15 protein-coding genes and 1 pseudogene are annotated in these 16,377 nt (G+C 40.2%); all 16 read right to left on the reverse strand.

Annotated features, from left to right (window positions below):
- Positions 1-835, reverse strand: a pseudogene (locus tag ACOVO2_RS00745) (hypothetical protein); the annotation flags it as partial.
- 87 nt (positions 836-922) lie between these two features.
- Positions 923-3,217, reverse strand: coding sequence for a glycoside hydrolase family 3 protein (locus tag ACOVO2_RS00750; RefSeq protein ID WP_421768135.1), 2,295 nt, complete (start codon positions 3,215-3,217; stop codon positions 923-925).
- A gap of 261 nt (positions 3,218-3,478) precedes the next feature.
- Positions 3,479-4,432 (reverse strand): fumarylacetoacetate hydrolase family protein, encoded by a 954-nt coding sequence (locus ACOVO2_RS00755; protein ID WP_421768136.1) that lies wholly within the window; start codon positions 4,430-4,432, stop codon positions 3,479-3,481.
- Positions 4,433-4,511: 79 nt separating this feature from the next.
- A complete protein-coding gene (locus tag ACOVO2_RS00760) occupies positions 4,512-5,642 on the reverse strand; it encodes an FAD-dependent monooxygenase (RefSeq protein WP_421768137.1) in 1,131 nt (376 codons plus the stop codon).
- 100 nt (positions 5,643-5,742) lie between these two features.
- Complete coding sequence (locus tag ACOVO2_RS00765; RefSeq protein ID WP_421768138.1) at positions 5,743-6,066, reverse strand: antibiotic biosynthesis monooxygenase family protein; 324 nt, start codon at positions 6,064-6,066, stop codon at positions 5,743-5,745.
- A 33-nt stretch (positions 6,067-6,099) separates the two neighbouring features.
- Positions 6,100-6,867 carry a cyclase family protein gene (locus ACOVO2_RS00770; protein ID WP_421768139.1) on the reverse strand — a complete coding sequence of 256 codons (768 nt, stop codon included), beginning with the start codon at positions 6,865-6,867 and terminating at the stop codon, positions 6,100-6,102.
- 6 nt (positions 6,868-6,873) lie between these two features.
- Positions 6,874-8,673, reverse strand: coding sequence for a glycoside hydrolase family 2 protein (locus ACOVO2_RS00775; protein WP_421768140.1), 1,800 nt, complete (start codon positions 8,671-8,673; stop codon positions 6,874-6,876).
- 38 nt (positions 8,674-8,711) lie between these two features.
- A complete protein-coding gene (locus ACOVO2_RS00780) occupies positions 8,712-9,554 on the reverse strand; it encodes an SDR family NAD(P)-dependent oxidoreductase (RefSeq protein WP_421768141.1) in 843 nt (280 codons plus the stop codon).
- 18 nt (positions 9,555-9,572) lie between these two features.
- Complete coding sequence (hisD, locus tag ACOVO2_RS00785) at positions 9,573-10,856, reverse strand: histidinol dehydrogenase (RefSeq protein WP_421768142.1); 1,284 nt, start codon at positions 10,854-10,856, stop codon at positions 9,573-9,575.
- Positions 10,857-10,950: 94 nt separating this feature from the next.
- Complete coding sequence (locus ACOVO2_RS00790) at positions 10,951-12,063, reverse strand: alpha/beta hydrolase family protein (protein WP_421768143.1); 1,113 nt, start codon at positions 12,061-12,063, stop codon at positions 10,951-10,953.
- Between the two features lie 52 nt (positions 12,064-12,115).
- The gene (locus ACOVO2_RS00795) at positions 12,116-12,256 is read right to left on the reverse strand and encodes a hypothetical protein (RefSeq protein ID WP_421768144.1); all 141 of its coding nucleotides are present in this window, start codon (positions 12,254-12,256) and stop codon (positions 12,116-12,118) included.
- An 8-nt stretch (positions 12,257-12,264) separates the two neighbouring features.
- The gene (locus ACOVO2_RS00800; protein ID WP_421768145.1) at positions 12,265-12,492 is read right to left on the reverse strand and encodes a four helix bundle protein; all 228 of its coding nucleotides are present in this window, start codon (positions 12,490-12,492) and stop codon (positions 12,265-12,267) included.
- A gap of 84 nt (positions 12,493-12,576) precedes the next feature.
- Positions 12,577-13,569 (reverse strand): VOC family protein, encoded by a 993-nt coding sequence (locus tag ACOVO2_RS00805; RefSeq protein WP_421768146.1) that lies wholly within the window; start codon positions 13,567-13,569, stop codon positions 12,577-12,579.
- A gap of 150 nt (positions 13,570-13,719) precedes the next feature.
- Positions 13,720-14,487: an SDR family NAD(P)-dependent oxidoreductase gene (locus ACOVO2_RS00810; RefSeq protein ID WP_421768147.1), complete on the reverse strand. Its 768-nt coding sequence runs from the start codon at positions 14,485-14,487 to the stop codon at positions 13,720-13,722.
- 54 nt (positions 14,488-14,541) lie between these two features.
- Positions 14,542-15,312: an SDR family NAD(P)-dependent oxidoreductase gene (locus ACOVO2_RS00815; RefSeq protein ID WP_421768148.1), complete on the reverse strand. Its 771-nt coding sequence runs from the start codon at positions 15,310-15,312 to the stop codon at positions 14,542-14,544.
- On the reverse strand, positions 15,305-15,796 hold the full coding sequence (locus ACOVO2_RS00820) for a cupin domain-containing protein (protein WP_421768149.1): 492 nt from the start codon (positions 15,794-15,796) through the stop codon (positions 15,305-15,307). Before ACOVO2_RS00820 ends, ACOVO2_RS00815 begins: the two co-directional genes overlap by 8 nt.
- Positions 15,797-16,377 lie beyond the last annotated feature (581 nt).

Raw genomic sequence — 16,377 nt, forward strand, 5'->3', positions numbered from 1 at the left:
TAAAATTATTTGGACCAGTCCAACTATAAGTTCCACCACCACTTCCAACTAAACTGATACTTTGTCCAACGGTGTAAGGACCAGTATTTGTAGCTGTAACGTTGGGTAGTGCTTTGATTTCCAAATTCGTTACAGAACTTTGGTCAGAATCACAGCCGTTCAAAGTACATTTTGCTGAAATGGCATAAGTTCCCACTGCCGAAAGTGTTAAACTTGTGCCCGTTGAATTATTCGACCAAATAACATTTCCACTTACACAATTGGCCGTTAAAGTCAAATTACTTGGCGAACAAACTATTATTTGACTTGGTGGTGTAATGGTTGGCACAGTTGGTTTTGCTTTTATTTCCAGATTCGTTGCCAAACTTTGGTCAGAATCACAACCGTTCAAAGTACATTTGGCCGAAACAGCATAAGTGCCGACTGCCGAAAGTGTTAAACTTGTACCTGTTGAATTATTCGACCAAATAACATTTCCACTTGCACAATTTGCCGTTAAAGTCAAATTACTTGGCGAGCAAACCACTAATTGACTTGGTGGTGTAATTGTTGGAATACTTGGTTTGGCTTTAATTTCAAGATTCGTTGTAGAACTTTGGTCAGAATCACAACCGTTCAAGGTACATTTGGCCGAAACAGCATAAGTGCCGACTGCCGAAAGTGTTAAACTTGTTCCAGTTGAATTATCAGACCAAATAACATTTCCACTTACACAATTGGCCGTTAAAGTCAAATTACTTGGCGAACAAACTATTAATTGACTTGGTGGTGTAATGGTTGGACTACTTGTAAAATCTTTTATCTTTCCAGCATTATCTATTATTGTCCGATTCACATGCATGATAGAGGTTAAAGATACACTTTACTGATCTTGCCACAACTGCCATTGCATAAATACTTAACGAAGTTTGCTTTAAGTCTACTATTTTAACCCCTTATTTATATGAATTTTGTATTTCGTAACTCTCATATCATTGATAATACCTTTCCAGTTCAAACCAAAGCCGAAATCATAAACATTTCCTTCCGAATCTTTATGGCAAGTCATATCATAAGGTACGTCTTCGGCTTGTTTTTCAACCACACTCATATTGGCTGGCATTTGCATCGGTAAAAGAGCCGAAGGCTCGTTTTTACCTGCAATGGTTTCGATAATGGCTTGGTCTTGCACACCAAAACTCAACAAAATGGCCGAAGCAGATGGCTCAATTTCAGAAAAAACCATTGGGTTAGTCGTATTCACTACCACCACTACTGGTTTGTTTTTCATTTTTGCCTTTGTATTTAGTACCAATTGCATATCGGTGATGTTTGGCACTTTGGCCGTTTTTCCTTTGTACGATCGATTCGTGAAATTCTCTAAAATATCTCCGCCTGCTATACTTACCTCGCGGGCATCATCGGCTTTGTAATCACTGTACTGCAAACTGATTGGCACATAACCGTTTCCACCATTTTTAGTATCTTCTTTGTCATATCCAATCGAAGCCTTTGGATTTTCGATGAAAACTAAGGCAAAATCTGCTTCTTCGGCATTATCGGTTACATTAAAATGCTTTTTCACGATTTCCAAATTTACTGGATAATCTTCCGAGGCTGGCGTTTCCATTCCCAAGAAATTACGGCTGGCGGCTACAAATCTTTTTGGCACGTAGACCGTCTTTTTAGTAGTAATCGGTAATGTTTTTGCTTGATTTTTAAGCATCACGATTGATTTCAACTGAGCATCGTAGCCCGCTTTCATAAATTCAGGTTTTCCAACAATTGTCTTTGTTTCTTCGGTATTCAGATACGGATTCTCAAAAACGCCTACTCTGAAAATATTTTTCAATAATCGCACCGCCGATTGCTCCATTCTGGCTCTCATTTTGGCTTCGCCGTGTTCTTTAACGCCCATTTCGTAAGCTTCAAGGACAGGTTTTACGTTATTGTTGCCGCCGTATTGGTCAACACCTGCCATCAGTGCTTTGTAGTGAAGTTCAACCAAAGATAGGTTTTCTACACCCCATGCTTTACCGTCTAAAAACGAATCCATGGCTTTGTGTAAAGCCACCACCGACCAGTCAGTACAAACTACACCATCGTAGCCATATTTGGTACGAAGCAGGTCCGTAATCATGTATTTATTGTAATTATTGGCTACATTTTCATGGTTTTTCTTATCTTGATTCCACGAGATAGTATAATAAGGCATAATTGCCGATGCCATTTTGGTTTGTCCTTTGAGTTTAAATGCCCCTTGTGTAAAAGGTATCAAATGTGCATCGAAATTATTGCCAGGATAAACCGCAAATTTCCCATTAGCGTAGTGTGCATCACGTCCTGCTTCTCCTGCACCGCCACCTGGCCAGTGTTTTACCATCGCATTCACGCTTTTCGCTCCCCAAACACTCGACTGAAAACCGTCGCAATAGGCTTTCCCCATGGCAGCCGAAAGCCACGGACTTTCGCCGAATGTGCCATTAAAACGCCCCCAACGTGGTTCGGTAGCAATATCTACTTGTGGCGAAAGGGCAGTTGTGATACCTAAAGCACGGTACTCAGTGGCAGCTATTCTACCAAATTTTTGAATCAAAGTTGGGTCAAAAGTGGCAGCCATACCTAACGAACTTGGCCACATCGAAATCTCACCACCCGCAGCAGCATCATATTCGGCTCTTGCTTTTGTTCCGTGGCGTGGGTCAGAGCTATTGTTTGCAGGAATACCCAAACCCACACTTTCGCAGTAAGCCTGCATTTTATTGTTCCATTTGGCCGCTATTTCTGGCGTCTGTACGGTTGTAATCAATACGTGACGGAGGTTATCTTCGGCCAAGAATTTCTTTTGTTGGTCGGTCAAATCGCTTGGGTCGGTTTCCCCCGCTTTGAATGGTTTTCCGCCGTAAGTTCCGGCAAAATATCCACCTGGGCGAGCAGGAATGGATTGATGTGAAGAATATAACATCAAACCCGCAATCTGCTCAACTGTAAGTTTCGATGCTAAATCTTTTGCACGGATATCATCGGCCAAACGCCAGTCTTCGTATTTATCAAGTTTGCCGTTTTTATTGAGGTCTTTGAACGATAAGCCATTGATAGTCAGTATTTTTACTCCCGAAGTTGGAGCGTAAGCGATGGCTTTCCCACCTTTATTCTGAATAACCTTAAAAACAGATTCTTGAGCGATTGCACTCACAAATCCTGTTAGAAGTAAGGCGGTTAAAATACTTTTTTTCATGATTTTTATTGGTATTTGATATAAAAAACGATTTGATTCTTACGCAAAAATGCTGATAAACGTAAGTAATTGGATAACCTACGTTTATCAGCTTTTGAAATTAGTTGGTCAATATTATGCCGTGGGCATTTGATATTGGTAGAAAAATGGTCTTCAAAATAATATATTTCATCCCTACGGGATTTAGTAATCTTTTGAGATTTTCCTCATTACCAATATTTATTCCCTAATGGGAAAATTCTACTCTTTAAACTTCTTAACCTAAACTACTTTATTTCTTAAAATTCCGATTCCTTCGATTTCGAGTTCAACCACATCGCCGGGTTCGAGGGGGCGATGAACGGTAAAATTATTTTCGATTAAACTTCCCCAACCAAGCGTGCCTGAGCCAAGAATATCGCCCGGCATTAGGTTTACATTATTTTCGGAAGCTCGCTCAATCATCTGCTCGAAATTGAAATAAACCGTTTTGTAATTTCCTTCGCAAACGGTCTGACCATTAATACGAGAGGTCATTTTCAGATTCAATCTATCGCCCGCCACTTTTGGTACGCTGATAGGCTCCTGAAACACACTCTCATCAAATGGTACTCGGTACTGCTCCATTTCGTCGGCAGTAACGATACACGGACCAATTGCATTGGCAAAATCTTTGCCTTTGTGTGGGCCAAGCGGCACCTCCATCTCTACTTTTTGGGTAGCTCGTGCCGTCCAATCGTTGAAAATTGTATATCCAAAAATATACGGACGAGCATCTGCTGCTTTAATATCTTTACCTTTTTTGCCAATAATACAAGCCATTTCAAGCTCAATATCCAACTTGGTTTCTTTCGTAGGACGTTTTATTTCATCTTCAGGGCCATAAATGGCTTGATGATTAGTGAAATAAAAAATAGGCATTTCGTACCATGCAGGACCAATTTTATGTCCGAATGAACGAGAGGCATTTTGCATGTGCATCTCAAAACCAACATAATCTCTGAAACTACGAGGATTTGGCAATGGTGCTAAAAGTTTTACCTCTGCCAAGGTGTAATGTGGTTTAACTTCGCCCAATGATTTGATGATCTCGAAATAGGTTTCGTGGTCATCAATAAAAGTGAGCATATTGGTCGGTAATTTTTCATTGGCTAAATGCATATCTACTATACTTTCGCCTACGAGCCAACCGATGCGACTTTCTTGATTTTTATTTAAGAATGTTACGAGTTTCATACCCCCAGCCCCTAAAGGGGAGTTTTTTAATGATGATTAATAATTCCGTTCCCTTGTTCCCCTTTAGGGGTTAGGGGTGTTATATCTCTTGTGTCAATGCCATACCTGTTTTGCCCATGAGCATGCCCATATTTGCACCTTCTGGCAATGGTTGGTCGGTGTATTCGAGTAGTTCCCAAGCACCCAAAGTTTCCGAAACCTCTACCACCATTTTACAACGGTCGTAGCGACGCTTCATGTATCTTTCGAATATTTCCTCTACCGAACCTTCTTTCTGCAATTCTTCAATCAAAACTACCGCGTCTTCAATAGCCAAAGCAGCCCCCGAACCGAGTTGAGGGATAGTCGTATGAGCGGCATCGCCCAACACTACCACACGGTTTTTATACCACGGTGCAGGCATTTTGAGGGTTTCGAGCGTGCGATAATTAACCAATTTGGCATCTGTCACTTGTGGAATGAGTTCCTGCACCATCGGAATCGGATAAGCCGACATATATGCTTTTAGCTTATCAACCAATTGGTCTTCTGGAATCATCGGGTTATCGCCTTCAGCCGAGTTTACAAAAATATAACACAAATCAGCCGTCATCGGAATTACGCCGAGTTTGTGCTTTTTGTTGAAGAAAATATATCCGGTATCTAGGTCGGCCGGACGCTTAAACGCATATCGCCAAACTGATAAACCTACATAGCTTGATTTAAATTCGCCAAAAATGAGCCTACGTACTTTTGAATTAACGCCATCGGCAGCAATGACAATGTCATAACTACCAGAAGTACCATCTGAGAAGGTTACATTAGCTACATCTGGCTGATTATCAATGGTTTCGACAGTAACGCCCATTCGATATTTCAATCCTACTTTTTGTGCTTCTTCAAATAATACATCGTGCAGAATTCTACGAGAAATACCATTATGACTCGGAAAACGACCAATCGGCGGTGTTCCTGCTTCACCGATTTGAACACCATGAGCCAGACATAGTTTTACTTTACCATAAGGCGAACCTCGACGCATGGCTTCATCGGCAACACCGATGGCATCTAAGGCTCTGAGTGCATTGGCTTGCTGAATGATACCTACGCCATAAACATTAAATTCTTTATGAATTTCTACGATATCTACTTCAAAACCAGCTTTTTTCAGGCCAATCGCAACCGACTGGCCGCCAATACCTGCACCTACTACTAATATTTTTTTTGTCATAGTATTTATAATTTACGGTTTACGATTGAATTGATTTACGATTGATTTACAAATTACTGAGTAAGAATAAATCGTCATTCGTAAATCAAAAAATCGTAAATCAAGTATAGTGTTGTACCAAAGGTGGTTCTAAGAAAAATGGACCGATTAATGCTCGCCACTCTTTAAAAAGTTCGGACTCTCGGAAGCCAATGGTGTGGTCTTCGAGGGTGTCCCATTCAATTAATAAAATGTAGCGATTCGCTTGCTCGATGCACTTCTTCACGTTGATACGTTGAAAACCTTTTGACCGCGAAATCACGTCTTTCGCAATTTCTAAGGCTGCCTCAAATTCGGCATTTGTATTTTCTTTTATGTCAATTCTTGCAAGTTCGAGAATACCCCCAGCCCCTAAAGGGGAGTTTTTTATTTTATGATTATCCATCTCCAATTTATCGGTATAGTCCTAAATTCCCCTTTAGGGGTTAGGGGTGTTTAATATCGCTACTGCTCTTGTCCAGCCGGCACTTGCTTTTTCTATTTTTGCTGGAAAACAAGCTACTTTAAAGCCAAAAGGTGGCAATTGGTCAAGATTTGCCAGTTTTTCTATTTGGCAATATTCTTTTTCAATACCTACATAATGTGCTTGCCAAATCACCCCTTGTCTTGGGTTTGCCTTATAATCAGCCGCTTGAATGTGTAATGGAATATCCCAACCCCAACCATCAGTGCCCATCACCTTAATACCTTGGTCGATGAGCCAGTGCGTAGCTTTTGCCGATGCCCCAACGTGTATTTTTGCAAAATCTTCGTCATGAATACGCTTATCAGCATCACAACGAATCAAGACAATATCCATCGGTTTTAGAGTATAATTGATAGCGGCGAGTTTTTCGATTAAATCTTCTGGCTCAAACATATAGCCATCTGGTTTGTCGGTAAAATCAAGCACAACTCCATCCTGGAAAAACCATTCCAACGGCATTTCATCAATGGTGCGTGAAGGCTTCCCTTCACAGGTCGGGTAATAATGATAAGGTGCATCTACGTGGGTTCCGCAGTGGCTGGTCACCGTGAGGGTTTCGCCTGCTGGTCCGTTATCGTTGACAAAACAATCGGTCATTCCATCAAAGAGCATAGCACCCATTTTTTTTGCCCCTTCTTTGTGGTCTTCGTAACTGATTTTAGTCGGAAGCGGTTCTTTAATTTTTTCTGAAATAGTTACAGAAAGGTCTATTATCTTCATTATTTCTTATTTAGTTTGATACCAATTTTTTAGTGTGAAAAAAGCCATTTTCTTGATTCCCATATCTGAAACCATACCTTTTCTGTTGAAGAAATCTTGCTTTATAGGTAAAAGTCTTAGCGGCGAACGAAAATCCATCAAAGCCCAAACCGATGTTCCTCTCAAAAAAGGGATATTATTCAACATTTTTACTTGGTTTTCGAATATTCTATTTTGATACTCTTCTGTCCAAATTTCATCTGCACTACCGTGTAAACCTGCTACTGCTTCAGCACCAAACTCGCTCATTATCAGTGGCTTGTTAAATTTAGAAGTCCATTTAATACTAGGAGCAAGTTCGGCAGGCAGTGTGTACCACCCTATGTATTCATTGCATCCCATTACATCTACAAATTCACCTAGTGGGTCTTCTAAGCTAAATTCATTTTTACCTTCTTTGGCAAGTAAGGCAGCAGTTGTTAGGCGAGTGGGGTCAACAGCTTTTGTTTTTTCGAGAAGTTTTTTCAAAAAAGCTAATCTTGGTTCAGATTCGTTGGTTTCATTGGCGACCGACCAAAGAATAACCGAGGCTCGATTTTTATCTCGACTGATATTTTCTAATAATTGTTTTTCGGCACTGGCATACACTTCTGGTTTTTCAAATTTTACATTCCAATAGATTGGCACTTCCGACCATACCAAAAGGCCCATTTCATCTGCCATGCGGGTCATGGCTTCGTTGTGCGGGTAATGAGCTAGTCGAACATAGTTGCTACCTAGTTCTTTTGCCCAAGTCAACAAAGTACGGGCATCGGCTTCCGAATAGCATCTCCCTGTTCTGAATGGGGCTTCTTCGTGAATGGCCGCACCTTTCAAAAAAATAGGTTTTCCATTAAGGAGAATTTCTGTTCCACGGGTTTCGATAGTACGAAAGCCGATTTTATCTTTTACATTATCATTGGCAGAAGATACGATCACCTCATACATTTTTGGATTTTCGGGTGACCAATGCTGAATTTTCTTACTCGAAAGATTGAGTTCGGCATAGCCAGAGGTATCGGTTTGTACACTTTGTTTCAATCCTAATTCCGGAATCTCAACATTTACTGCCTGTGCTTTTTGTGAACCTGAAACCTTCACCCAACCTTTTATTTCGGAAAGTTTGCCTTTTTCTAATTGAATAAAGTAATCTGAAATGTAGGTGTCCGAAACTTCAATTAATGAAACTGACCTTGTGATTCCTCCATAATTCCACCAGTCTGCAATTTTGGTTGGTATATTGTCGTCTCCTCGGGTATTGTTGGCATTTACAAGGAGTTTGTTTTCTCCATTTTTCAATTCTTTAGTGATTTCGAACTGAAATGGTGTAAAACCACCTTTGTGCTGGCCTATTCTAATGCCATTCAAATAAACAGTTGCCTCATAATTTACTGCTCCGAAATAGATGAAGTATCTTTTGGTTGGTTGAGGAACAACGCTAAACTTTTTACGATACCATAAGTTCCCTTCGTAGAGAAACAGTTTCTCTTTTTGCGTATTCCAATCTCCAGGAACATTTATTTTTTCGGCAACGTCCATGTCTTGCTCAACTAATTCGGTGTTTCGAGGGTTTTCTCCATTGTACACGAATTTTGTAGGTTTTCTATCCTGAACCAGTCCAAAACGACCAAGTGAACCAACACCAACAACATCGACCTGAGAATCCCAAACACCATCAAGTGAGATGGTTTTTCGGGCTGATACATTTTGAATGAGGTTTACTTGTCCTAAGATTTCGGCACTACTCAATAAGAACAATACAACTATAAAGAAGTACACGTTTTTCATTCTTTCAATCTATAAGGTTGTTAAGTTAAAATGTTAAATCATTTAAGTAAGCGTCCACCATCAACAGTAATGATATTTCCGGTTGAAAATGTCAGTGTTTTGGCAAGTGAAAAAACTACATTAGCCACATCTGTACCTGTTGCAAAACGCCCTAACGGTGTGCTATCCATTTGATTTTTTAAGAATTTCGGATCGAAATTTTTAGTATATTCTCCTTCCACAAAACCCGGTGAAACAGATACAACCCTAATTTTTGGAGCAAGAGCCCTTGCCAAAGAGCGTGTCATAGAGTCAATGGCAGCTTTTGATGCACAGTAAGCTACATTACTTCCGATACCGTAAATTCCAGCAATTGATGAAATATTGACAATCAGTGACGATTCCGGACTTACCATTTCTGATTGGGGATTTTCCTCGACTGCAATGTCTAACAAATCCCTCATTGCTCTCACCATCGCAAACGAACCTCTGAAATTGGTTTGCATAATTTTATCAATCCACTCGTCTGTCAACCCATCTAAATCATCGTGTGGCACAGGTGTTGTGATTCCTGCATTGTTTACTAATACATCTAATTTTCCATACTTTTCTGCCACAAATGCTTTTAAATCTTTTACTTTCTGTGCATCAGTGGTTGGGGCATGGAAAATGGAATGACCAGCTCCCCCCTCCCCCAGTAGGGGAGCTTTTTGTTCGCTAATTTTATTCAATTCTTCCAATAATTTCTCTGCCTTAGTTGAATTTGAATTATAGGTTGCAATGACCGAGAAACCATTTTCGGCAAATTGCTTACAAATTGCCGAGCCGATTTCTCCTGCACCGCCCGTTACGAGGGCTACACCCCCAGCCCCTAAAGGGGAGTTAATAGTTATTGAATTCATAGTTTTCAAAATTCCCCTTTAGGGGATAGGGGTATATTTTCTCACTCTCAAATCTGCCTGTTCTTTATGGCCAGCGAAGTTTTCTATTTCGCAAAGTCTTGAACAATATTCTCCGATCAGCTTACTTGCTTCGGGTGTACGAATTTCCTGATAAGTACAGGTTTTCATGAATTTTCCTACCCAAAGTCCACCTGTATAGCGAGCAGCCTCTTTGGTTGGAAGTGTATGATTGGTACCAATTACTTTATCGCCGTAAGCGACGTTAGTCTTATCTCCTAAGAATAGACCACCATAATTGGTCATTTTTTCAAGGAAATAGCGTGGATTTTCGGTCATTACCTGTACGTGTTCGCTGGCGATGCGGTCGGCTTCCGAAATTAATTCATCAACGGTATCGCACAATATTACTTGTCCGTAATCTCTCCAAGCTACAGCGGCAACATCGGCTGTTGGTAAAATAGTTAGTTGTCTTTGAATTTCGGCTTCTATACCTTCAGCAATGGTTTTGCTGGTAGTCAGTAAAATGGCAGGAGAAGTTGGGCCATGTTCGGCTTGACCGAGTAAATCAGTGGCACAAGTTTCGACATCGGTTGTATCATCGGCAATTACCAAAGTTTCAGTTGGCCCAGCAAATAGGTCGATGCCTACTTTGCCAAAAAGCTGACGCTTGGCCTCGGCCACGTAGGCGTTTCCTGGTCCAACGAGCATATCTACACTTTTCACTGTTTCAGTACCAATAGCCATCATGGCGATCGCCTGGACACCTCCCAACAAATATATTTCATCGGCACCTGCCATATACATTGCCGCTACCGTGGCGGCAGGAATTTCACCTTTGATAGGTGGTGTACAAGCAATCACACGCTTCACACCTGCTACTTTTGCCGTGAGTACGCTCATGTGAGCAGATGCCACCATCGGATAGCGACCCCCCGGCACATAGCATCCTACCGAATTTACTGGAATATTTTTATGGCCTAAGAAAACACCGGGGAGGGTCTCTACTTCTAAATCTTTCAAACAAGCCTTCTGATGCTCGGCAAAACTACGAATTTGGGTTTGAGCAAATTTGATGTCTTCGATTACTTGTTTGGGCAATGTTGCAATAATTTCCTTGATTTGGTTTTCGGAAAGTCGGAAACTTTCTGGTGCCCAATTGTCAAGTTTTGCTGAATATTCACGAACGGCCGCATCGCCTTTTTGTGCCACATTATCGAGCATTTCTTCTACCAATGCTCTCACTTTCATGTCGGCCTCTTTGCTCTCAGCGTAAGTGATCCCTTTTTTTATTTGTTGTATCATACCCCTAACCCCTAAAAGGGAATTTTATATCTTAATTAATTTTTTTGGTTTTACTATAATCAGAATTTCCTTACTCCCCTTTAGGGGTTGGGGGCTATTCTTTTATCTTCTTCTCAATCCAATCGTACATATTGAATGACTTCGTGAAGTCATCTACTGAGCAGTGAGCCGAGCCGCTTTCTTCTTTCGGTACGATTTCCATGAAGTGTTCGCAAGTCAGAGCATCGTTTACTTTGTAAGCATTTTCTACAAAATTCTGGCGGTCATCTTCCCCATGAAGAATATAGGTTGGGCATTGGATTTTCTCGGCCACGCCTTCCAACGTAAAGTTTTTCAGGCGTTCACGGGCGTCGGTCATGTTGTCAGCCCCTACGATGTGCTGTACGATTTCGGCCAAAGGGTGATTATCTGGACGGTTTTTCCAAATATCATAATACGACCAAACCGCTCCGAAAATCATACAAACTTTGAAGCGTGGCTCGAAAGCGGCACAACGAGCAGCCATGTACCCACCCATCGAAACGGCTCCGATTCCTACTCTCGAAGTATCAACATGCTCGCCCAAATTTTCGATGATATAATCTAAAACTGTTGAACCAGCCACATTATAATCGTAGCGAGTATGAATATGATTTAATCTTAATGCCGCTCCTTGCCCTGGACCATCAACGGCCATCATGGCGATTCCACGCTCGTTGAGGTGTTGGGCAATACCGAAATAAAGTTCTTCGGCCAAACTATCTAAACCACCAAACATGACTACTACTGGTGGATTTTTTACACCCGATGGTTTGAAAAGGTAAGCAGGTAAAAACGAACCTTCAAAAGGAATATCCACCGTAACTGGACGCTCATCAAACAAATCAATGGCTTTGATGAAAGCATCACGGCATTTGAGGTAATATGGAATCTTACGTTCATCACGTAGAGTCATGAAAAACTCAGCGGTGCGGAGGTAATTGAACGCTCTAAGGTAAGTTCTACGGGCAGATACTCGCTGACCTGCGGCGGCGTAAGCCTCGGCTTTTTCATAGACTTTATCGCCCATTTTCACCCACGCACGGTTAAAACTCTCACGGTCAGATGGGTCGATTTCGCCTGCAACCTCTAATATTTCGGCAAATTCACCGCCACCATAATGGGCTTGTGTCAATGCTCTATTTACTTGATATGAGGGCATATACTGCCCAGGAAAATAATGCCACATACTGATTTTGGATTGGGGATTTTGGATTGGGGATTTATACCCTTCATCCTAATCAATTATTTTTTAATTTCTTTTTGACTGAGTTAATACTTGAAACTATGATTGATAATAATTCATTGCCTTCTTTCCAAAGCGGAGATACTAAATCTCTTTTTGAATCATCAATGCCAACTGTGAATTCTAACCAAAACATAGTTTCGTCTAATTCTTCCTCAACGATTTCCAGTTTATATTTAAAATCGTTACTTGATTTACCTCCGAGGTGCGTAACCTACAAGCCGCTCTGTAATTTGCAGCAGCAGATGGCCCACATCTAACAATTTGATTCCGAACTGTTCTAAAACCAAGCGTATCGGGTAAGCTCTCCGCAAACTTTACAATTACAATTGCATAACTTTTCAATCTATCTTGTAGCTCTTTTTGTGTCATTTTGATTAAGTTTTTTGTTTAATGATTTGAACATAACAGTTTCTATCAATAAATCCGAAATCCCAAATCAAAAATCCCAAATCATTAAACGTCTGCTGGTTTTACTGTTCCGTCTTCTGAAAGGCCCAGTTTTTTGCCTTTGCCCATTTCTGCAAATGGGTTGGCACTGCCCCACGCATCGTTCGGATTGTCTTTAAGGTAGTGAACATCCAAATGGTCTGGTGCAAATACCAATCTGGCACAAGCGTAGTATTCAAACAATATTCCACTACCTGGGTCGATGATGTAAATGAAAAAACCTTCATCGGCTTTGTGGCGAGTTGGAGCTCCCATCACACTCTTAAAGCCTTTCTCGATGAAATAATCAAGGGCTAATAGTACCTCTTCACGGCTATCAACATTCCAACAAATGTGGTTTAATACACCTTCATTTTCTCCAATATTAGGGTCAGTAAATACGGCAATATCATGAGAAAGATTGGCAATGGTGTGTAATCCACCGATAGGCGGCATATCATCAGAAATTCTGATTTCATCTGGGTTTTTGAGTCCCATGTTTTTCCAAAACTCTTTTTCTAATGGATACTTTCCTTTGGCTACCATGTAAGTTACATGGTCGAAACGACGAGGATTTGCTCCCTTCAAACGGTTGCTTGCGTAGCGGTCGGCATAAACGCTGCCTCTTTCGCCTGTTTCTCTCAACCAAACTACATCCCAAAACACTTCGTGCATGTGGCCATCGGGCGATTGAAAACGGTAAGCTTTTCCGTGTCCTAAATCACCCTCTACCCAACCACGACCTGCACCGATGCTTTCTAAATAAGCCACACACTCATCTAATGCTTCTGGACTATCAGCACGCCAGCCGATATGCCCAAGGCCTGACTTTTCGCTTTGTGTAAGCTTTAATGTATGATGAAAATAATCTCCCCAAGCTCGGAGGTAAACTGACGATTCTTCACGACCAGTTTCGTCCATGCCAACTACGTCTCTGAAAAATTCAACCGATTTGTTAAGGTCAGTAGTCAATACCTCTACGTGAGCCATTTGAGAAAGAAAATGAGGATTCTTTGCCATATGAGTTTCTATTAATAAATGCTTTTAATTTTAAATGAAAACTAGTGTATGATATTTATTGAAATTAGTTTTTTATGTTTATTTCCTATTTTACACCTTCTACTTTTGATCAAGTATTTGATGAAAATGTTTAAAAAAAGTTTGATAAACTCAAGCAAATGCACCTCCATCAACTGCCATGCAATGGCCCGTAATAAAGCTTGATTGAGCGGAGCATAACCACAGTGCTACGTCGGAAACCTCACTGGGTTGTCCCATACGTTTCATGCGTTGATGGTTTTTGGCTGATTCTAATGCTTCGGGGTTTTCTGCAAGATTTCTACGACCATGCATTATCATTGGTGTTTCGATAGCCGTTGGACATAAAGCATTGATTCTGATATTCTTTGTTGCATATTCAATTGCTGCCGATTTCACAAGACCATTAACTCCATGTTTAGAAGCCGCATAGGAAGAATTGTCGGGTTGACCTACCAAACCGGCTGCTGATGAAACGCAAACGATGTTTCCACCGCCTTGTTTTAGCATTTGTTCTAACTGAAATTTAACACAATAATAGGTTCCAATTAGATTAATTTGGATCTGATTAAGCCAAGCCTCTTCGGGGTATTCATGCACCGGGGAGGAAATTTTACCGGCAATTCCGGCACAGTTTACAGCATTGTCTATTCGTCCGAAAACCTTTACGGTTGTTTCTATTAGATTCAACACTTCGCTTCGTTCGCCGATATTACATTTAATAAACATTGCCTCGTGTCCATTATTTTTAATTTCATCGACTACTAAAATTCCTGCTGATTCGTTAATATCCGAAACGATTACTTTTGCTCCCTCCGTTGCAAACGCAATTGCTGTTGAACGACCGATGCCCGATGCCGCACCTGTGATAATACAAACTTTGTTTTCAAATCTTCTCATCTGACAGTAGCCCAAAATAGTTCGGAGCTTTATTCATTATAGATTGATAATTACTTAGTTGCCATCGCTAATTGTTGTTCCACCATCAACGATGATATTCTGACCCGTGATAAATCCGCCAGCCTTTGAGGCAAGCATAACCGCCACACCAGCAATTTCGTCTACCTCCCCTACTCTTCTAAGAGGCGTTTGTAACAATCGCTTTTTCATAAATTCTACATTTTCTAATAGAGAATTTGAAAAAGGTGTATTGATGATTCCTGGTGAAATAGTATTTACTCTTATATTTTCTGGACCAAACTCCACGGCTAAGTTTTTAGCCATTTGAATTAATCCCGCTTTTGAGATTCCGTAAAGTCCAAGTGTTTTATTACCTCTTACACCTGCAATACTCGCTAAATATATGATTACCCCATCTTTTTGAGCTTGCATTTTTGGAATAATGAGATTTGTTATGTGGATAGCCGATTGAAGATTCAAGGCAAGGGTTTTTTCGAAAGAATTTTGGTTTATTTCTAAGAAACCACCCGAAGGGGCAATTCCAACCCCATTTACCAAAATATCTATTTTTGAATATCTCAAAAAACAAGTTTCAACAAGCTCATTGATTTGGTTCGTTTTTGACATATCGCAAATATGTGCATAAACTTTGAGGCCCAAATTTTCGAATTGTTGACGTGTATTTTCGAGTTCTTGCTTATCAAAACTTGAAATAATAACTTGTGCACCATGGCTTGCCATTGCCAATGCTATTGCTTTACCCATGCCTGAGCTTGAGCCTGTCACAAGAGCTGTTTTGCCAGTTAAATCAAACAATTTATTCATGAATCATTTCGTCGGGCAAAGGTTTTCCGTTTACTTCAAATGGTTTAGCTTCTGTCAATACAAAAACAATTCTACATTTCTCATTTTGATTGGGGTTTCTCCAGCGATGGATGGTACCCCTTTGAACAATTATTCCACCCTCTTCGATGGTTTTTATTTCGCCATTTTCTAATTCTAATTCAATGGCACCTTTCATAACAATACCATAATCAATGCTCGATGTACGATGCATGGGGGATGAAGCACCGGGCAACATATCGACCACCCTAATTACTGAGCCGCCCTTAAGTGTGGTTCCAACTTCGAGAAGTCGGCCATCAATGTTGTCGTTACAATCGGCCGGCACCTTAGCTGTACTCCAGATAGTAGCCATTGCTGCATCACCCGTAGGAATAACGGTAGTTTCAATTTCTTCATCGATGATAAAAGTTGCTCTCCCCTCATCTGTATGACCTGTGACTATTCTTTTAATAGGTTTTAGCATATTTTATATTCTTTACTTAAGAAATGTAAACTTTAGCTGCTAGAATATGTCTATTTTATTCGTAATCTTTAAAAAAGCCTTGATTAAACATCAATAGACCAAAGAAAAGCGTTTTAATCAAAATATATTGCTTTTCTACAATTGTATTATTGTGCTAAATATTTGTACAAATGTCAGAATGTTTTGAGCTATATGTGAATCAAAAGAACTCAAAAAATATTCATAATCAATCAATTTGTCTTTTTTAGCTAAGTTTTAGATTTAAAAGTAGCAGCGTTTCAGAAATCAGTGTTGATTTTAGTAGTTACCAGTGTTTCAGAAGAAGACAATTTGAAGGTATCAGAAAAGGTGTGACGTGGTGAAATTGCCTATAAAACCGAATAAAAAATCCTGGTTATAAGCAAAAAAGTGTTTTTCGATCTTTAAAAGATTAGTAAATGCCTTTAATCTTTGATGAAGCCAAATCTTGAAAACCTATTTGGATTGAGAATGAATAGAAGAATTGTAAAAATTTTCTAAATTTTTAAATCATTTGAATATATACCGACATTTAATTGTGTGTTGCGTCGTTCCGATGGAAC

Source organism: Emticicia sp. (assembly GCF_049241225.1).
GTDB lineage: Bacteria > Bacteroidota > Bacteroidia > Cytophagales > Spirosomataceae > Emticicia.